General features: G+C 73.3%; 11 protein-coding genes and 2 pseudogenes. 8 read left to right on the top strand and 5 right to left on the bottom strand.

Going from position 1 to position 19,294, the window contains the following annotated elements; translation table 11 throughout:
* Positions 1-145: 145 nt before the first annotated feature.
* Together ctaD and K7I03_RS26465 are read right to left on the bottom strand one after the other, a co-directional pair.
* Positions 146-1,843 (bottom strand): aa3-type cytochrome oxidase subunit I, encoded by a 1,698-nt coding sequence (ctaD, locus tag K7I03_RS26470; RefSeq protein WP_185944624.1) that lies wholly within the window; start codon positions 1,841-1,843, stop codon positions 146-148.
* A gap of 293 nt (positions 1,844-2,136) precedes the next feature.
* Positions 2,137-3,556, bottom strand: a pseudogene (locus K7I03_RS26465) (aldehyde dehydrogenase family protein).
* 220 nt (positions 3,557-3,776) lie between these two features.
* Between K7I03_RS26465 and hmgA the strand changes: the two are divergent.
* Entirely contained in the window at positions 3,777-5,102 is a 1,326-nt protein-coding gene (gene hmgA, locus K7I03_RS26460) for a homogentisate 1,2-dioxygenase (RefSeq protein ID WP_185944622.1), read from the top strand.
* A 65-nt stretch (positions 5,103-5,167) separates the two neighbouring features.
* The gene (locus K7I03_RS26455) at positions 5,168-5,917 is read left to right on the top strand and encodes a GntR family transcriptional regulator (protein ID WP_185944621.1); all 750 of its coding nucleotides are present in this window, start codon (positions 5,168-5,170) and stop codon (positions 5,915-5,917) included.
* Positions 5,918-6,068: 151 nt separating this feature from the next.
* On the opposite strand, the gene K7I03_RS26450 is transcribed toward K7I03_RS26455, so the two are convergent.
* Both K7I03_RS26450 and K7I03_RS26445 read right to left on the bottom strand, forming a co-directional pair.
* Positions 6,069-6,335: a hypothetical protein gene (locus tag K7I03_RS26450; RefSeq protein ID WP_185944620.1), complete on the bottom strand. Its 267-nt coding sequence runs from the start codon at positions 6,333-6,335 to the stop codon at positions 6,069-6,071.
* A 299-nt stretch (positions 6,336-6,634) separates the two neighbouring features.
* A complete protein-coding gene (locus K7I03_RS26445; RefSeq protein ID WP_185944619.1) occupies positions 6,635-7,444 on the bottom strand; it encodes an SGNH/GDSL hydrolase family protein in 810 nt (269 codons plus the stop codon).
* 384 nt (positions 7,445-7,828) lie between these two features.
* Between K7I03_RS26445 and K7I03_RS26440 the strand changes: the two genes are divergently transcribed.
* The 6 genes and pseudogenes from K7I03_RS26440 to K7I03_RS26415 all read left to right on the top strand — a co-directional run bounded on the left by K7I03_RS26440 (position 7,829) and on the right by K7I03_RS26415 (position 17,200).
* Complete coding sequence (locus K7I03_RS26440) at positions 7,829-8,389, top strand: hypothetical protein (RefSeq protein WP_185944709.1); 561 nt, start codon at positions 7,829-7,831, stop codon at positions 8,387-8,389.
* A gap of 1 nt (position 8,390) precedes the next feature.
* Entirely contained in the window at positions 8,391-9,485 is a 1,095-nt protein-coding gene (locus tag K7I03_RS26435; RefSeq protein ID WP_185944618.1) for a GNAT family N-acetyltransferase, read from the top strand.
* A 416-nt stretch (positions 9,486-9,901) separates the two neighbouring features.
* Positions 9,902-10,771 (top strand): glycosyltransferase family 2 protein, encoded by an 870-nt coding sequence (locus K7I03_RS26430; RefSeq protein ID WP_185944617.1) that lies wholly within the window; start codon positions 9,902-9,904, stop codon positions 10,769-10,771.
* Positions 10,768-11,799, top strand: a pseudogene (locus tag K7I03_RS26425) (glycosyltransferase); the annotation flags it as partial. The gene K7I03_RS26430 and the pseudogene K7I03_RS26425, both read left to right, overlap by 4 nt.
* A gap of 225 nt (positions 11,800-12,024) precedes the next feature.
* On the top strand, positions 12,025-12,828 hold the full coding sequence (locus K7I03_RS26420; RefSeq protein ID WP_185944616.1) for a polysaccharide deacetylase family protein: 804 nt from the start codon (positions 12,025-12,027) through the stop codon (positions 12,826-12,828).
* Positions 12,821-17,200, top strand: a complete 4,380-nt coding sequence (locus K7I03_RS26415; protein WP_398857991.1) for a lipopolysaccharide biosynthesis protein — start codon at positions 12,821-12,823, stop codon at positions 17,198-17,200. Before K7I03_RS26420 ends, K7I03_RS26415 begins: the two co-directional genes overlap by 8 nt.
* Before the next feature lie 27 nt (positions 17,201-17,227).
* Here K7I03_RS26415 and K7I03_RS34415 read toward each other — a convergent pair whose 3' ends face one another.
* Positions 17,228-19,264 carry a hypothetical protein gene (locus K7I03_RS34415; protein ID WP_398857989.1) on the bottom strand — a complete coding sequence of 679 codons (2,037 nt, stop codon included), beginning with the start codon at positions 19,262-19,264 and terminating at the stop codon, positions 17,228-17,230.
* Between the last annotated feature and the right edge of the window lie 30 nt (positions 19,265-19,294).

The following is a 19,294-nucleotide window of genomic DNA, read 5'->3' as shown; positions in this document are numbered from 1 at the left end:
CGGCCCCGGGGGCCCCTTCCCGGGGCTGCGCCCCCGCACCGCCGAAACCGCGCTCCGCGCGGTTGAGGACCTTGCGGCGAAGCCGCGACGCCGGGGCCCGGGGCGCAGCCCTGGAAGAAACGGTGAAAGGGAGGGACCGGGGCACTCAGCCCCCCGGCTCCACCACATCCCGCTCCCCCACGTTCTCCACTTGATCCCGCTGAGCGATATCCGGGTGGTGCAGGTCAAAAGCGGGCGACTCCGACCGCACCCGCGGCAACGTACAGAAATTGTGCCGCGGCGGCGGACAGGCAGTCGCCCACTCCAACGACCGCCCATACCCCCAAGGATCGTCCACGACGACCCGCTTCCCGTACCGCGCGGTCTTCCAGACGTTGTACAGGAACGGCAGTGTCGACAGCCCCAACAGGAACGAACCGATCGACGACACCGTGTTCAACGCCGTGAACCCGTCCGCGTCGAGATAGTCCGCGTACCGCCGCGGCATCCCCGAGGCCCCCAGCCAGTGCTGCACCAGGAACGTCATGTGGAACCCGGTGAACAACGTCCAGAAATGCACCTTCCCCAGCCGCTCGTCCAGCATCTTGCCGGTGAACTTCGGCCACCAGAAGTGGAATCCGGCGAACATCGCGAACACCACCGTCCCGAACACCACGTAATGGAAGTGCGCCACCACGAAGTACGAGTCCGTGACGTGGAAGTCCATCGGCGGCGAGGCCAGGATGACGCCGGTCAGCCCGCCGAAGAGGAAGGTCACCAGGAAGCCGGTCACCCAGAGCATCGGTGTCTCGAAGGACAGCGAGCCCTTCCACATGGTGCCGATCCAGTTGAAGAACTTCACCCCGGTGGGAATGGCGATCAGGAACGACATGAAGGAGAAGAAGGGGAGCAGCACCGCGCCCGTGGGGAACATGTGGTGGGCCCACACCGTCACGGACAGCCCGGTGATGGAGATCGTCGCGCCGATCAGCCCGGCGTATCCGAAGATCGGTTTGCGGGCGAAGACCGGGATGATCTCGGTGACGATGCCGAAGAAGGGCAGGGCGATGATGTAGACCTCGGGATGTCCGAAGAACCAGAACAGGTGCTGCCAGAGCAGCGCCCCGCCGTTGGCCGGATTGTAGATCTGCGCGCCGAATTTGCGGTCGGCCTCCAGGGCCAGCAGGGCCGCGGCCAGGACCGGGAAGGCGAGGAGCACCAGGACGCCGGTGAGCAGCACGTTCCAGGTGAAGATCGGCAGGCGGAACATGGTCATGCCGGGTGCGCGCATGCAGATGATGGTGGTGATGAAGTTGACCGAGCCGAGGATCGTGCCGAAGCCGGAGAAGACCAGGCCCATGATCCACAGGTCGGCGCCGACGTTCGGCGAGTGCGCCCCGTCCGACAGCGGCGTGTAGGCGAACCACCCGAAGTCGGGAGCGCCGTTCGGGGTGAGGAACGAGGCGACGGCGATCAGCGAACCGAGCAGGTACAGCCAGTAGGCGAACATGTTCAGGCGGGGGAACGCCACGTCGGGCGCGCCGATCTGGAGCGGCATGATCCAGTTGGCGAACCCGGCGAACAGCGGGGTGGCGAACATCAGCAGCATGATGGCGCCGTGCATGGTGAACGCCTGGTTGAACTGCTCGTTGGAGACGATCTGCAGCCCGGGGCGGGCCAGTTCGGCGCGCATCACCAGGGCGAGGATGCCGCCGATGCCGAAGAAGACGAACGACGTGGCCAGGTAGAGGGTGCCGATCTTCTTGTGGTCCGTCGTGCCGAGCCAGTCGATCGCCGCCGCGCCCACGCCCCGCGCGGGGTCGCGCTCGGCGGGTGCCTCGTGCCGCGTCGTCGTACTCGCCATGCGCGTCCTTCCGCCTGTCTCCGAAGGCGGAAGGGCCCGCTTGCCCCCACCACCCGGCGGGCCGCCCACGTCGGTGGTGCCCGTCACCGTGATAGGGCACGGCCGCGCCCGCGGACGCCCATTGCGCCGGCCGTGGGCGTGGCCGTGCGGGGCCGGTGACCGCCGGCGCCGATGACCGCCGGGGCCGATGGAGCCGCGCGCACGCGCGCACACTCCCCGGCCCGGGCGCTCAGAGCCGGAGCGGCTCTGAAACGGAGCGGCTCCGAAACGGAGCGTCTAAGAGACAGAACGGCTCAGAGCTGGAGCGACTTCGTCTTCAGGTACTCCACGAGCCCGTGGACGCCCAGCTCGCGGCCCACGCCGGACTGCTTCCAGCCGCCGAAGGGCGCCAGGATGTTGAAGTCGCCGCCGTTGACGTCGACGCGGCCGCACTCCATCCGGCGGGCGAAGGCCACGGCCTCGTCGCGGTCGGCCGCCCAGACGGCGCCGGAGAGGCCGTACTCGCTGTCGTTGGCGAGGCGCAGCGCCTCCTCGGTGTCGCTGTAGCGGAGGAAGGACAGGACCGGGCCGAAGATCTCCTCGCGGGCGACGGTCATGTCGGGGGGTGACGTCGGCGAGGACGGTGGGGCGCACGTAGTAGCCCTTGTCCAGGCCCTCGGGCGGTTCGGCGCCGCCGACGGCGACGCGGGCGCCCTCCTCGGTGCCCTTGCGGAGCAGTTCCCGTACCCGGTCCCGCTGCCGGGCGCTGACGACCGGGCCCAGGCGGACGTCGGGGTCGGTGGGGTCGCCGGGTTCGTACGCGGCGACGGCCTCGACGGCGAGGGCCACGGCCTCGTCGTAGTGGTCGGTGTGCACCAGGGTGCGGGTGAGGGCGTTGCAGGACTGGCCGGCGTTGCGCACGACGTCGGCGACGTTGGCGCGGACGGCTGTGGCGAGGTCGGCGCCGGGGAGGATGACGTTGGCCGATTTGCCGCCGAGTTCGAGGGCGACGCGCTTGACGGCGCCGCCGGCGAGGGCGCCGATGCGGCGGCCGACGGCGGTGGAGCCGGTGAAGGAGACGAGGTCGACGTCCGGGTGCTCGGCCAGCGGCTGCCCGGCCTCCGAGCCGTACCCGGTGACCAGGTTGAACACCCCGGCGGGCAGCCCCGCGGCCGCGACGCACTCGGCGAAGAGGCGGGCGGTGAGCGGGGTGTACTCGGCGGGCTTGAGGACGACCGTGCAGCCGGCGGCGAGGGCGGGCGCGACTTTGGCGACGATCTGGTGGAGCGGGTAGTTCCAGGGGGTGATCGCGCCGACGACGCCGGCCGGCTCGTGGAGGACGGTCGAGGTGCCGATCCGCTCCTCGAAGGCGAAGGCCGCGGCGAGCTCGGCGTAGGAGCGGGCGACGGCGACCGGGAGTCCGGCGTGGACGCGCCGGGCGAAGCCGATGGGCGAGCCGAGCTCGGTGGTGACGGTGGCGGCGATCTCCTCCTGGCGGGCGGCGAGCGCGTCGGCCAGGGCGGTGAGGTACGCGCCGCGCCGGGCGGGCGCGGTGGCGGCCCAGCCGGGCAGGGCGGCGCGGGCGGCCCGGACGGCGTCGTCGACGTCCTCGGCCGTGCCGGCCGGAACGCTCGCGACGACCTCTTCGGTCGCGGGGTTCTCCACCTCGATCCGGCCGGTCCCCCGGGCGGGCCGCCAGGCTCCGTCGACGAACATCCCGTCATACGCGGTCACAGGGCGTCTCCTCGCGTTCGCGGTGGGCGTGGGCCCATGGGCGGGGACTGCCGGGCCCACGGCAGGGACTGCCAACCTAACCGGCCCCCCGTTCCGCACCAAGAGGCGGTCCCCGCCCGGCCGCCCCTGCCCCGGAACACGGCGCTCAAGGTCCATTGACGCACCGGGCCCCGCAATCCTACGGTCATGCAGAGGATTCCTCCGGCAGTGGGAGCACACGATGACCGGCACGGACAGAGAGCGGGCGCGCAAGACGGCCGAAGGGCTGGTCTACGCCTCGGGGTTCGGCAACGAGCACAGCAGTGAGGCCGTTCCCGGCGCGCTGCCGCACGGGCGCAACTCGCCCCAGCGGGCGCCCCTCGGGCTCTACGCGGAGCAGTTGAGCGGCAGCGCCTTCACCGAGCCGCGGCGGCACAACCGCCGGTCCTGGCTCTACCGGATCCGCCCGTCGGCCGCCCACCCCCCGTTCACCCGGACCGACAACGGCGGCCTGCGCGGCGCCCCCTTCACCGAGACCGTCCCCGACCCCAACCGGCTGCGCTGGAACCCGCTGCCGGAGCCCGCCGAGGGCACCGACTTCCTCGCCGGGCTGTGGACGCTGGGCGGCAACGGCGACGCCACCCAGCGCGCCGGCATGGCCATCCACCTCTACTCGGCCAACGCCTCGATGACGGACCGCGTCTTCAGTGACGCCGACGGCGAGCTGCTGATCGTCCCCGAGCGCGGCGGGCTGCTGCTGCGCACCGAGTTCGGCCTGCTGCGCGCCGAGCCGGGCCATGTGGCGCTGATCCCGCGCGGGGTGCGCTTCCGGGTGGAGCTGCTCGACGCGACCGCGCGCGGCTACGTCTGCGAGAACTACGGCCAGCCGTTCACCCTGCCCGACCTGGGCCCGATCGGCGCCAACGGCCTTGCGAACGCACGGGACTTCCTCGCCCCGGTGGCCGCGTACGAGGACACCGAGGGGCCGGTGCGGGTGGTGAACAAGTACTGCGGCAACCTCTGGGAGGCGGTGTACGACCACTCGCCGCTCGACGTCGTCGCCTGGCACGGCAACCTCGTCCCGTACGTCTACGACCTCCGCCGGTTCAACGTCATCGGGACGGTCAGCTACGACCACCCCGACCCGTCGATCTTCACCGTGCTCACCTCGCCGTCGGACACCCCGGGCCTGGCGGGTGTGGACTTCGTGGTGTTCGCGCCGCGCTGGCTGGTGGGCGAGGACACCTTCCGGCCGCCGTACTTCCACCGCAATGTGATGAGCGAGTACATGGGGCTGATCGAGGGCGCCTACGACGCGAAAGCGGAGGGCTTCGTGCCGGGCGGCGGCTCGCTGCACAACATGATGTCGGCGCACGGGCCGGACCGGGAGACCTTCGACAAGGCCAGCGCCGCCGAGCTCAAGCCGCACAAGGTGGACGACGGGCTGGCCTTCATGTTCGAGACCCGGTGGCCGGTCACGCTCACCGCCCAGGCGGCGGACGCCGGACACCTCCAGTCGGGGTACGACGACGTGTGGCAGGGTCTGGAGCGGCACTACCGCCCCTGAGACCCCCTGGGCCGCCTATGAACCGCCCATGGGCCACCCTGAACCACCGCAGAGCCGGAGCCCCCGTGACCACCTTCGCCCCCGACTCCCTGGCCCTCAACCGCAAACTGCCGCTCTGGTACCAGGTGTCGCAGTCGTTGCGCGCGTCCATACTCGGGCGCCGCCCGGACGATCCGCTGCGCCTGCCCACCGAGGACGCGCTCGCCGCGCACTACGGCGTGAGCGTGCTGACCATGCGGCAGGCGCTCAAGGAGCTGGAGGAGGAGGGGCTGATCAGCCGGCACCGGCGGCGCGGCACCTTCATCGAGCCGAGCGCCCGGCGGGGCTCCCCGGTGCGGCTGCTCGGCTCGGTGGACACCATCGTGGCCCAGCAGTCGGGCGAGCGGACCACCGTGCTCGGCCACGGCCCGGCGCCGCTCCCCGGCGAGCTGGCCGAGCACTTCCCGGGGCTGACCGAGGCGGTGGCGTTCCGGCGGCTGCGCCGGGACGGCGAGACGGGCGAGCCCGTCAACTGGGCGGAGAACTGGGTGCACCCCGACCTGGCCGGCCGGATCGACCTGGCGGACCTGGCCCGCTGGCCCATGACGAAGGTGCTGCGCGACGCCCTGGGGGTGCGCATCAGCCGGATCACGGACACCGTGGAGGCGCGGCTGGCCGACCCGGAGACCGCGCGCCTGCTCGACGTGCCGCTGCTCAGCCCGATCCTGCACTACACGGGGATCACCTACGACGGGAGCGGCCGGGTGGTGGACGTGGCCCGGATCCACTACCGCGGCGACCGCTTCTCGTTCACGGTGACGGTCGAGGCGCACTGAGCCCCCGCACGGGCACGGCAGGGGCCTGAGCCCTCGCACGGGCACGGCAGGCACGTGGGCGTGCGGGCACGGGGTGCGTGGGCACGGGGAACGCCGGGGAGCGTAACGGAACGCCTGGACCTCTGGGACCGCCGAGCGCCGGGTGGGACGGTCAGGGGCGGCTGCCGAACAGCGACCGGCGGAGCCGGCGCAGGGGCGCGAAGAGGGAGACCCGCGCCGTGCGGCCGGAAGCGTCCGCCCGCGCGTGGTCGCGCGAGGTCAGCTCGCGCATCAGCAGAGTCGCGCCCTCGGTGTCGCGCTGCGGCACGGCGGGGCCGGCGAGCACCGCGAGATGGCGTTCGAGGCGGGCGCCGGTGGCACCGCTCCCGCACTCGATGGCAGGCACACGCGGCCTGCTGCGCATTGTTATCTGGTCCATGAGACTCCCCACCCGTACGAGGCACCCGGCCAAGGCAGGGTAACCCTATCGCCCCATCGCGTCACCCGCGCATCCGCGAACGGATTCACCACCCCGTCAAGGGGGTTGACGACACTGGCCTGAACCTGTCGGACGGTGGTGGCCTGACGGGGCGTCGGCAGGGGGGCACGGCGGGCGGAAGTCACCCTCCGTCGCCGCGCGTTCACACGGGCCGGAGGAGGCCGGCCGTCCCGGCCCCCGCGACGGCGGTCGCGGGGGCCGGGACGGTCAGAGATGGTCCGGGGCGGCCCGGAAGGGGCTCAGGCCGCCGACGAGAACACCGGCAGGTATCCGCCGGACTGTCCGGCGGCGGTCGGGTGGTAGGACTCGTCGACCGGCAGCGTCACACTGCGCAGCCACGGGCTGCCCGAGCACAGCTCGTGGCCGGCGAAGGTGGTGTTGACGTCGCCGAAGCCGAAGCCGTGGTCGGCGGCCCGTTTGGCGATGACGGAGTCGAGCAGGTCGGCGGCGTTGTTGATGGCCTTCCGTTTGGCTTCGCTCAGGCCGACGCAGACCGCGTCGAGCTTGTAGAAGCGGGGGTAACCGAGGACCACGACGCGGGCCTTGGGCGAGCGGGCGCTGATCGCGGAGTAGACGGCGTCGAGCTTGGCGGGGAGTTCGTCGCGGATGAAGGTGCTCGCGGTGGCGATGCGGTCGAGGCAGACGCTGTCGCCGTTGAGGACGCAGGTGCTCATGGCGTCCCCGAAGCCGGCGTCGTTGCCGCCGATGCTGATGCTGACGAGGCCCGTCGTGGGGGTGAGGGGGGCCAGCTGCTTGGCGAGGACGTCCCCGGTGCGGGCGCCCGAACAGGCGGTGAAGGCGAACGACGCGGGTCTGTGCGCCGCCGACCACAGCGCCGGGTACGCCTTGTCGCTGCGTTTGCAGTCACCGCTGGACGACTGGTAGGAGCCGGCGCCGACGCCGGAGGAGTAGGAGTCGCCGAGGGCGACATAAGAGGGGGTCGCGCCGGCGCCCTCGGTGGCGGCCCGGGCGGCGCCGGTGCCACCGAGGGCGAGGGTCAGGGCGAGGGCCACGGCCGATGCGGCACCCGTGATGCGGTGCGATTTCATGGATCCTCCCTAGCAGGGGTCTCTGCCACCCCTGTGGTAGCAGCGACACGGAGCTGCCGGAAGTGTCCATGACAAATCTTGCGGCACATCCCCACCCCGGTGGCCATTCCGTGAAGGATGAAGGACGTGGTGGCCGCCCCGGACCGCGCGTCACCCCCCGCCGGGCGTCAACGAAGGAACCGGATGATCACTCGAACAGCGGTCACTCAGACGTGAGTTGACGATGAAGGGGGCGCGCCGGACGTTCACCGGGAGGCAAGGCTCCGTTTGTGGCCGGGACCCGCGCCCAGAAGCCTGTTCGCCCTTCCTTCACGTCTTGACGGCCTTCGCCCGTTGCGCGACATTGAAGCCCGGCATCCGGCGCTTCGGGGGGCTAAGTCGCCAATGCAGAGCTTCAGCGATCCCATCGGTCTCGATGACAGCGATCTCCGTACCGCGGGCCAGGAACCGCCCGGCGGGCCGTCCGGCGGACCACCGGGAGGACCGTACGGCGCGAAACCGCCCGACGGCCCGTCCGGTTCCGGCCCGCCCGGCGGGCCGCCCGGGCACCCGGGGAGAGGCGGCGGTCCCCTCTCCCGTCCGGCCGCGGACTCCCTGCCCGTCGTCGCCGGGGCCGCCGCCGCGATGGCCGGGGCGGGCGCGGCGCTGGCGCTGCTGGACATCGGCTCGCCGCTCCGGGCGCCCTTCACCCTCTTCTTCCTGATCGTGGCGCCCGCCTGCGGCGTGGCCGCCGCGCTGCGCGGGCTCGACCCGCTCAGCCGCGCCGTGGTGGCCGCCGGCGGGGCCGTCGCGGTCGACCTGCTGACCGCCCAGACCATGCTCGCGCTGCACAGCTGGACGGTGCGCGGCGGGGTGGCCGCGGTCGCGGCGGTCAGCCTGCTCCTCTTCCTGCTGGCGCACGCCTGGCGCCACCGGGGGCGCGGCACGAGCGACCGGACGACCTGAGGTGGAGGTCAGTGTCCACCGCCCGGGTGAACTCACCGCGGCCGACCGGGCGGCGTGGTCGGCCATGCAGGCGCGGGCGGTGGAGGACGGTGCGCCGCAGCTCGGAAACCCTTTTCTGGCACCGGAGTTCGCGCTGGCGGTGGGCCGCTGCCGGCGCGGCGTCCGGATCGCCGTCGTCCGCGAGGAGGGTGCTCCGGCCGCCTTCTTCCCTTTTCAGCGTTCGGCGTTCGGGATCGGGCGGGCGATCGGGCTCGGTGTCTCGGACGCCCAGGGGCTGGTGCACCGGCCCGGATTCCAGTGGGACGCCAAGGAGTTGCTGACGGCCTGCGGGCTGTCGCTGTGGGAGTTCGACCACCTGGTGGAGGGGCAGAAGCCCTTCGAGGAGGGGGCGGTCGCCGCCTTCCCCTCGCCCGTGATCGACGTCGAGCAGGGCTTCGACTCCTATCTGGCGGCGCTGCGCAAGCAGTCGCCCAAGTTCACCCGCACCACGCTGGCGAAGGAGCGCCGGCTCGGCCGGGACGCGGGCGGGGTGCGGTACGTGCACGACGAGCGGGACCCGGCCGTACTGCGCACGCTGATCGGCTGGAAGTCCGCGCAGTACCGAAGAACGGGGCGCAGCGACCGCTTCGCGCGCCCCTGGATCTCCCGGCTGGTCGAGCAGCTCTTCCACACCCGCTCGGAGGCGTTCGGCGGCCTGCTGTCCGTGCTCTACGCGGGTGGCCGGCCGGTCGCGGCGCACTTCGGGCTGCGGTCGCGGACGGTGCTGGCGTGCTGGTTCCCGGCGTACGACCCGGGGTTCGCGAAGTACTCGCCCGGCCTGGTGCTGCATGTGCGGATGGCGGAGGGGGCCGCCGCCGCGGGGCTGACCCATCTGGACCTCGGGCGGGGCGGCAAGGCGTACAAGGACTCCCTGAAGACGCGCGAACTCGCCGTGTCCGAAGGGTGGGTGATGCGGCGTCATCCGGTCGCGCTGGGGCACAAGGCCCGGCGTGCGCCGGTGCGTGCGCTGCGCAACACCGTCGTCGCACGCCCCCAACTCTTCGAACCCGCCGACCGGCTGCTCAAGCAGGTGGGACGGTTGCGGCGGAGCGTCTGAGCCGCGGCGGACACCATGCGCCGGTGCGCTCCGGGTGTGCGTTCGCACACCGGACGGTGCGTCAGGAACAAAGGACACCAAAGGAGGAGGCTCCGACTCACCTCTTGCCATACAGTCTCAAGCTTCAATACCGTCGTACATCTACCCGCATCGGTCCATCAGTTCTCGCGGCTCCGGGGAGGGGCTCCAGTCGCCGCGATGGATCCGGGGCGGGGCGCGGCAGGGGGTGCCGCGCTCGGCCGGGGAGATCCGTGCCGAGTCGCGTGCCGCGCGGCCTGTGCTATTCGCCAACTCACCCTGTGCGCGCGGTGGTTGCCCGCCGCACCGGACAGGGCGAGACCCCCTTTTCGAACCGGACACACCATGGGACCGCTCGGGGGCGGGCGGTCCTCCGGACGAGAGGGAAACAGAGACTCATGAGTTCGTTCCTGCGCCCGGCGGCCGGTCAGGACCACGACCGGGCCCCCGGGACCGACGCCGGCGGCGAGACCGCCCGGCCCCTCGAACCACCCGCCCAGTACCGCCCGGTGTCGCCGCAGTTCGCGATAGCACCGCCGGTCAGCGTGGTGATCCCCGCGATGAACGAGGCGGAGAACCTGCCGTACGTCTTCAAGACCCTGCCGTCCTGGATCCACGAGGTGGTCCTCGTCGACGGCAACTCCACCGACGACACCGTCAAGGTGGCCCGGGAGCTCTGGCCCGGCGTCAAGGTCGTCGAACAGCAGGGCAAGGGCAAGGGCGACGCCCTGATCACCGGGTTCGCCGCCTGCTCGGGTGAGATCATCGTGATGGTGGACGCCGACGGCTCGGCCGACGGCAACGAGATCGTCAGCTACGTCTCGGCCCTGGTGGGCGGCGCGGACTTCGCCAAGGGGTCCCGGTTCGCCAACGGGGGCGGCACGGACGACATGACGCCCATCCGCAAGCTGGGCAACCGCGTCCTGTGCTCGATCGTCAACCACAAGTTCGGCGCCCGCTACACGGACCTGTGCTACGGGTACAACGCCTTCTGGAAGCGCGTCCTGGACGACATCGCCCTGGACTGCGCCGGCTTCGAGGTGGAGACGCTGATGAACATCAGAGTCGTCAAGGCCGGCCTGCGGGTCCAGGAGATCCCCAGCCACGAGTTCGTCCGCATCCACGGCGCCAGCAACCTGCGGGCGGTGCGCGACGGGCTGCGGGTCCTCAAGGTCATCCTGCACGAGCGCGGCTCCCGGCGGCGCAAGCACCCGGCCCGCCGGCCGCTGGCCATCGCGCCGGCCGCGAGCCGCGGGGAGGTGTCTTGAGCACAGCGCCGGCGGAGCGGACCACGGCGCCGGACGTCTCGGTGGTCGTCTGCGTCTACACCGAGGACCGCTGGGGCGACATCCTCGCCGCGGTGGCCTCGGTGGCCGCGCAGTCCTACCCGGCGCGCGAGACCCTGCTCGTCGTGGACCACAACCCGGCGCTGCTGCGCCGGCTGGCCAAGGTGTACGGCGACGACGGGCTCGGCGCGCCGGACGGCACCGCGGGCCGCGTCCGGGTGCTGGCCAACGCCGGCCCGCGCGGCCTGTCCGCCGGCCGCAACACCGGCGTCGCGGCCTCGTCCGGGGAGGTGGTCGCCTTCCTGGACGACGACGCGGTGGCCGAGCGCGACTGGCTGCTGCACTTCGCCCGGGCGTATGCCGATCCGCGCGTGATGGCGGTCGGCGGGCGCACCCAGCCGGTGTGGGCCTCGCGGGCCCGGCCCGCGTGGTTCCCCGAGGAGATGGACTGGGCGGTGGGCTGCACGTACCGCGGCCTGCCGCCCGGCCGGGTGCGGGTGCGCAACGTCCTCGGCGGCAACGCCTCGTTCCGCAGATCGGCGCTGACGGCCGTCGGCGGGTTCGCCTCCGGCATCGGCCGGGACGGCCACCGGCTGCCGCTGGGCTGCGAGGAGACGGAGCTGTGCATCCGGCTGGCCCGGGCGGTGCCCGGGGCGGTGCTGCTGATCGACGACCGGGCGGTGATCCACCACCGGGTCCCGGCCGAGCGGGAACGGTTCGGCTATCTGCGCACCCGGGCGTACGCCGAGGGCCTGTCCAAGGCGCTGGTGGCGCACAGCGTCGGCGCGCGCGACGGGCTCGCGACCGAGCGCCGCTACACGACCCGGGTGCTCCCGGCGGGCGTGGCGCGCGGGCTGCGCGACGCCCTGCTCGGCCGGCCCGGCGGCGCCGGGCGGGCCGCGGCGATCCTCACCGGGGTGGCCGCCGCCACGGCCGGCTACGCGGTCGGCAGCGTCCGGGCGCGCCGGGGCGGCGGGCGGTTCGCGGTGGCGGGGGGCCACGGTGGCGGGAGTCATGGCGCCGGAGGTCACGGCGGTGGGCGTCACGGCGCCGGAAGTCACGGCGCCGGGCGTCACGACGTCGGGAGTCGCGGCGCCGGAAGCCACGGCGTCGGGCGTCACGGCGCCGGAGGTCACGGCGCCGGAGGTCACGGCGCCGGAGGTCACGGCGCCGGAAGTCACGGCGTCAGAGGTCACGGCGGCCCGGCCGCCCGGCGGCGGGGAAGGGGGCGCCGCATGACGACACCCACCGAAGTGCCGATCCTCATGTACCACTCCGTGGCGCACTCCCCCTCCCGGGCGGCGCACGCGCTGTCCGTCGCGCCGGAGGCGTTCGCCGAGCAAATGCGGCTGCTGGACGCGGCCGGCTTCGTCCCGCTGACGGCCGGGGAACTGGCCGGAGCCTGGCGGGACGGCCGTCCGCTGCCGCCGAAACCGGTGCTGATCACCTTCGACGACGGCTACGAGGGCGTGCACCGGCACGCCCTCCCCGTCCTCGCCGAACTCGGTTTCCGCTCCACAGTGTTCGTCTCCACGGGCTGGCTGCGCGGGCCGTACGACACCGGGGGCGCGCTCGACCTCATGCTCACCTGGGACCAGGTGCGCGAGCTGGCCGAGGCCGGCGCCGAGATCGGCGGGCACAGCCACACCCACCCGCAGCTCGATCAACTGCCCGACGCGGGCCTGGTGTTCGAACTCGACCGGTGCCGGGAGATCCTCACCGGCGAACTGGGCCGGCCGCCGGTTTCGTTCGCCTACCCCTACGGGTACTCCAGCCGCCGGGTGCGGCAGGCGGTGCGCTCGGCCGGCTTCGGGATCTCCCTGGCGGTGGGCAACGGCCTGGCCGCCCGCCGGCAGGGGCCGTACGCGGTGCGCCGGGTTACCGTGCGCCGGACGACGGGGATCCCCGACTTCGAACGCATGGTGCACGGCCGGGCGCTCGGCCGGCTGTTCGCCGCCGACCGGGCCCTGACCAAGGGGTACGCCGTCGTCCGCAGGGGCCGGCAGGCGATGAGAAAGGCAAGAGGGGCGCGTGGCTGACACGTCCACCCAGGACCCGTCCGCACGGGACGTGTCCGCACGGACCGAGGAGCGGGCGGTGGCACCGGCGGGCCGCGGATTCCGGCTGCCGGGACGGGGCGGGGGCGGCGGACGGAGCGGGCCCGGCGGGCACGACGGCGGGGGCCGCAGCGGTGGCGGGCAGGGGGGCCGCGGCGGGAACCCGCTGTTCCGCAACGCGTTCGCCCTGATGCTCAACACCGGCATCAGCGCCGTGCTCGGGGTCGGCTTCTGGCTGGTCGCCGCCCGCTACTACAGCGAGGACGCGGTCGGCCGCGGCTCGGCGGCCATCGCCGCCATGAAGCTGCTCGCCGGCCTCACCGCGGTCACCCTGACCGGCGCGCTGGCCCGCTTCATACCGGTCGCGGGCCGGACGACGGGACGGCTGGTGGTCCGTACGTACGCGGCGAGTTCGCTCGTCGTCGCCGTCGCCGCGGGCGTCTTCCTGTGCACCCTCGACCTCTGGGGCCCGTCCTACGAGGCGCTGCGCGGGCCGTCGCACGGCCTGGTGTTCGTCGCCGCCGTCGTCGCCTGGTCGCTGCTGACCCTCCAGGACGGCGTGCTGACCGGGCTGCGCCAGGCGGTGTGGGTGCCGGTGGGGAACACCGCGTTCTCCGCGGCCAAGCTCGCCCTGCTGATCGCCCTGGCGGCGGCGCTGCCGGGGACCGGGGTGTTCGCCTCCTGGGTGGTGTCGATCTCCGTCTCCGTACTGCCGCTGGGCTGGCTGGTGTTCCGCCGGCTGGTCCCCGAGCACGTCCGGACGACGGAGGCGTCCGCGCGTCCGGCCTCCGCCCGCGAGATCGGCCGGTTCCTGGCCGGGGACTACACCGGGTCGCTGTTCTCGCTGGCCGTCGTCTACCTGGTGCCGGTGCTCGTCGCCTCGCAGATCAGCTCGGCCGAGAACGCGTACTTCTACATCGCGTCCACCATAGGCGGGACGGTCAACCTGCTCGCCATCAACATGGGCGCCTCGCTGACCGTCGAGGGCTCGCACGACCCGGAGCGGCTGGCGGAGAACTGCCGGGCCGCCCTGCGCCGGATGGCCAAGCTCATGCTGCCGGTGTGCGGGCTGCTGTTCGTCCTGGCGCCCTGGATCCTGGGGGTCTTCGGCCCCGCCTACACGGAGGCGACGCCGCTGCTGCGCTGGTTCGCGGTGGGCGCGGTGCTGCGGGTGGTCATGGAGACGTACTTCGCCGTGCTGCGGGCCCAGAGCCGGACGGCGGGACTGGCGTGGCTCCAGGGGCTATTGTGCGTCCTGGTCCTGGGCCTGACGCTCCTGCTCCTCCCCCGCATGGGGCTGACGGGGGCGGGGGTCGCGGAGATCTCCAGCCTGACGGTGATCGCCTCGGTGGCGGCGGTGAAGCTGTGGGGCGTGCTCCGGGCCCCCTCCCGGCCCCGGGCGGTCGCGCCGGAGCGCGCCGCCGAGGCCGCACCCGACGGCGACCTGGCCGACCTCGCGTCCCGCCGCCGCGCCCGGGCCGCGGAGACCGGCTACGGCACCCGCTGGGCCCTGCGCGCCGCCCTGGACGCGGACACCCTCCCCCTCGGCGTCCGGCTGGACTTCGACCACCTCGAACGCCGCCCGGACGTCCGCCTCTGCCCCGAGCCGCTCGCCCTCCGCGCGGAGGGCACGGGCCGGGGCGCGCCGCCGTTCCGGGGGGACGGCACCGCACGCACGGCACCGGGCGGCACGCCGAGGCCCGGCGGCGACGACACGGGGGCCGCGCCTCAGAACGCCGGGGACCACCCGGCGACCACGCCTCAGCCCGCCGGGGACCGCCCGGCGGACACGGACGACGACCGGACGACGGCACGGGGGCACGGGGGCCGAGGAAGCATGGAAACACCGGAGAACACCGACGGCCACCGCCCGGACACCGCCCCCGCGCGCGGAGGCGTACGCCTCCGCAAGGAGCGAACGGGTGCGGCGGGGGGCGGGGACCCGGCTCCGCGGACGCACCTGCGGGTACGGACGGACGGAGGTCCGGGCAGGAGCGCGAGTCCGGGCGCGGGAGCGGGTTTGAGCGCGAGCTCGGGTCTGGAAGCGGGCGCGGGTCAAGCCGCAGGCGCAGGGGCGGGATTGGGCGCGGCCCCGGACGGCCGGGTGCGCCCGGCGGCGGACCCGACGGGTCCGGCGACGGCGGGAGACACGGTGGGCCCGGCCCGGGAGCCGTCCGCCCCGGGCCGCCGCCCCGCCGAGGCCGCGCCTCCCGGCGTGTCCGCACGGGAGGACGCGGACGTGGACACGGACGGGACCGTGACGCTCTCCGGCACGCCGTGGCGTCGCGCGCGAACGGAAGCCTCCCAGCCGCCCGGCACGGTCAAGAAGCGGACTTCTCCCACCCGTTGGGCCGGCCTGCGGTGGCGGCCGGAAGCGGTCGCGTGGCTCCTGCTCGCCGCCGCGCTCACCCTCTACTGGCTCCCCCTGCGCGCCCTCGGCGAGGTCAACCTCGAAGGGATGGGCGGCCTCGGGCTGGTCTCGGTGCTGCCGGTGGCGACCCTCGTCGGGGCGGCGCTGCTGGTCGTGTGCTTCGCCGCCGCGCTGGTGCCCGCCCGGCCGCGCACCTGGCTGCTGGCCGCCGTCCTGCTGGCGACGGTGGTGTCCCTGCACGCCGTACCGGCGGTCCTGGAGGACCGCCCCCGCTTCGCGACGGCCTGGCAGCACCTCGGCTTCCTCGACTACATCGACAGGACGGGCACCGCCGCGCCCGACCTGGACGCACGCTGGAGCTGGCCGGGCTTCTTCGCGCTCGCCGCGTTCGCCGCGCGGGCGTGCGGCGTGGACGACCTCACCGAGGTGCTGCGCTGGTGGCCGCTCGCCGTCCAGCTCCTCTCCCTCGCGCCGCTGGCACTGCTCCTGCGGGCCGTGCGGGCGCACTGGCGGGCCAAGTGGACGGCGCTGTGGCTGTTCGCGCTCTGCGGCTGGGTCGGCCAGGACTACTTCTCGCCGCAGTCCCTCAACTACGTCTTCTACCTCCTCTTCGTGGCCGTGCTGCTGGTCTGGTTCCGCTGGCCGGGCGAGCTCCCGGGCAGGCGGCTGCCCGGCGAGCGCCGGGTGGAGGAGACGGACCGCCGGACGCGGACCCTCCTGCTGGGCGTGCTGATCGCCCTGTTCGCGGCGTCGGTCGCCAGCCACCAGCTCACGCCGTTCGTCATGCTGGGGGTGCTGACGGCGTTGGTGCTGGTGCGCCGCTGCACGCTGCGCGGCCTGCCGCTCCTCTGCGGTGTGCTGCTGGCGGTGTGGGTGGGGTTCCTGGCGGAGCCGTACTGGTCGGGGCATTTCGACGAACTGTTCGGCGGGCTGGGCTCGTTGGGCGGCAACGTCTCGTCGTCCGTCTCGGGCCGCATCGAGGGCGGCAACCCGGTGCACAAGCTGATGCTGTACACCCGGGTGGCGCTCGCGGGCGGGGTCTTCGCGCTCGCCGCCCTCGGCTGGTGGCGCCGCCGCCGGGCGGGCGTGGGCGACACGGCCCTGGCCGTCCTGACGTGCGTGCCCTTCCTGGCGTTCGGGATGCAGTCGTACGGCGGCGAAGTGGCCCTGCGCGTCTTCCTGTTCGCGGTGCCGGGCGCCTGTGTCCTGGGCGCCCTGGCCCTCTTCCCGGCGGCCGGGCGGAAACCCCGCCCCCTGGCCGCCCCCCTGTGCGCGCTGACGGCCGGCCTGGTCCTGCTGTTCGGCTTCCTGGTGGCCCGCTGGGGCAACGAGGACTTCGAACGCGTCCGCCCGGGCGAGGTGGCGGCCATGGACTACGTCTACGCGCACGACAGGCCGACCGTAAAACTGCTCTGGATGAGCAGCGACACGCTCAACAACGTCACTCCGGCCATGCCCTGGGGCACGCGGGACATGGAACGCGTCCTGTACGAGCCGACGCTCGCGCCCCGCGACCCGTCCGGCGGCGCGCCGGACCTGGTCACGGCCCTCCGGGCGGCGGGCCCGAACGCGTACCTGGCCCTCAACCACGGCCAGTCCACCTATCTGGAACTCAGCGCCGGCTACCCCGCGGACTGGGACCACCGCATGCGCCGATCCCTGGACCGCCGCCCGGAACTCCGCCGCGTCCTGACCAACACCGACGCGGCCCTCTACGAACTCCGCGACAAGCCCCCCGGCCCCGCGGACCCACCCCGCCCCGGCCCCACCGGCCCCCACATCACCTGGACCCCCGTCTCCGTCACCGGCGGCGTCATGGCCCTCGCCCTGCTGCTCCTGCTGACGGCCCGGGAACTGACCCGGGTGGGGATGCGGCCGGGGGTGCGGCAGGTGCGCTGGATGCAGGGCTCGTTCTGGTTCGCGATGCCGCTGCTGGCGGTCCTGGTGGCGGCCCTGGTCCAGCGCCTGGCGACGATGTCATAAGGGCCATGAGGCCGCCCGGCCCCGGCCTCAGCCCTCCGTCAGCAGGCGGGGGATCTCACCCTGCGCCCACCGGGAGACGCCGGCGAGGCAGCCGACGGCCGCGTCGACATCCCCCTCGGCCGTCGGACGCCCGGTCTGGCAGTCGAACCCCGTCAGCCCGGTGACCTCCTCGACGATGCGCGCCATCCGGTACGCCTCCGCGACGATCCGCCGCGCCGCCTCGCCGTCATGACGGTACGCGAGCGCGATCTCGGCCGACTCCCCGTCGTAGTCGAGCTGTACGCGCCCCACGTCACCGTTGCGCTCCAGCGTCAGACCGTAGAGAAACTCCTCCGTGACCACAGGCCCGACCTCCACGCCCACCCGCCGCACGACCTCCTCCCACGCGGCGCGCTGCCCCGGCGTCAGACTCATGGGCTCCGGCTCGGCCGCGGCATCGAAAGCGGCGTTCCTGAGGTCGAGCGACTCGACGACCGTACGGCCCGGGAGCCGCCGGACGAAGGTGATGTCGTAGGGCATCCCGGAAGCGTACCCACGACGGTCGTCGGGCGACCGCCGGGCCCGCTCCGCCCGTTGGGAGCGGCATCTCATGCTGCGCAAGCGGGCGGTCCGACGCATCGGTCGTCTGCCGGGGTCTGTCGACTGACCGGCGGAGTCCTCAGAGCTCATGGGGGTGCGGGGGCGGAGCCACCGCGGAAACGGCGAAAGGGTGGGGCCGGGGCGGCACGCCCTCACCCCAGCCACCGCACCTCGTACCCCTTCAACTCCACCGCCCGCCCGTCCACCCGCACCTGTACGTCCGCGTCCCGCGTGTTGACGACCACCGTCGCGTCCCGCGACGCGAGCGCCTGGACGTCGGTGCCGGCGCCCGTGACGTCCGGCCGGCGGACCTCCTTCCCCGGGGGGGAACTCCCGGGCGAAGCGGGAGAGGAGGTCCATCATGGGCAGCCGCCCCCCGCCTCCGCCGAGCGCGGTGGGGTTCCAGAGGCAGCCGGGGCAGTTGCCGGTGTCGGTCTCGGGGTTCCAGTAGAAGGCGGCGGAGACGCCGGATCCGGCCATGTTCATCATGGCCGTCGCCTGGACGGCGACGCGGTGCTCCTCGGTCCAGCCGGCCCGGTTGTCCTGGGCGTCGGGGGGTTCGACGTACCACTCGGCCCACCAGACGGGCAGGCCGGTGGTCTTCCGCAGCCAGGTGGTGACGTCGGCGAACTTGCGGGTGGCGCGGAACTCGTCGGGGAGGAGCCGGTTGCCGTCCCGGGTGTAGCTGGAGCCGTCGACGACGACGAAGTCGGCGCCCGCCTTGTGGCGGTTCCAGTACTCGAGGGCGTCGACGGCGCGCTGGTCGACGATCCCCCACGGCCCTTGCAGGGAGGAGATATTGGAGGCCGTGTCGGGCGGGTTGCTGTCCATGACGACGTACGGGCCGCCGATGAGGACGTCGTCCCGCTGTTTTCTGATCTCCTCGTAGACGAGGTTGTAGAGCTCGGTGTACCCCTCGTAGTCCCAGCGCTTACGGGATTCGTCGTAGAAGCCCTTGAGTTCGTTCCAGACGATGAAGTGGTGGACGTCCGGGTAGCGCTTGGCGACGACTCCGGCCAGCCGGGCGAAGTCCCGGTAGTGGCCGCGGTCGGGAGCCTTCTCCAGGGACTTCTGGGACCAGTCGGTCCGTGACCCGCCGCCCTTCATCCAGTCGGGTGCGCAGCAGAGGGTGAGCACGGGCGTCCCGCCGGAGCGGCGCATCAGGGCGACGCGGCGGTCGAGGTCGGTGAAGTTGTAACGGCCGGGCCTGGGCTCGGGGTTGTCCGCTCCCCAGCCCATGATGTGCTGGTTCTGCGGCAGGGACTCGGCGGCGAGCAGCTTGGCGGCGGTGCGCCGGGCGGTGTCCTCGCCGCGGTCGGCGCTGTACTGGGTGTGGGTGAAGCCCCACCCGACCGCGGCCCGCTCGTCGTACGGCGTGCCGTCCCGGGAGCGCCAGTCGGCGAGGATCGCGGCGAGCAGCAGGGCCAGGGCGCAGGCCACGACCGCGAGCAGGGCGGTCAGCCGCCACCGCCCCCGTTTCGGCAACGCCGGTCCCCCGGCAGCCGGTCCCCCGGC

The organism is Streptomyces mobaraensis (assembly GCF_020099395.1).
GTDB lineage: Bacteria > Actinomycetota > Actinomycetes > Streptomycetales > Streptomycetaceae > Streptomyces.
Note: the sequence above shows the minus strand (reverse complement) of the source record. Positions and strands in the feature narration are given on the sequence as shown.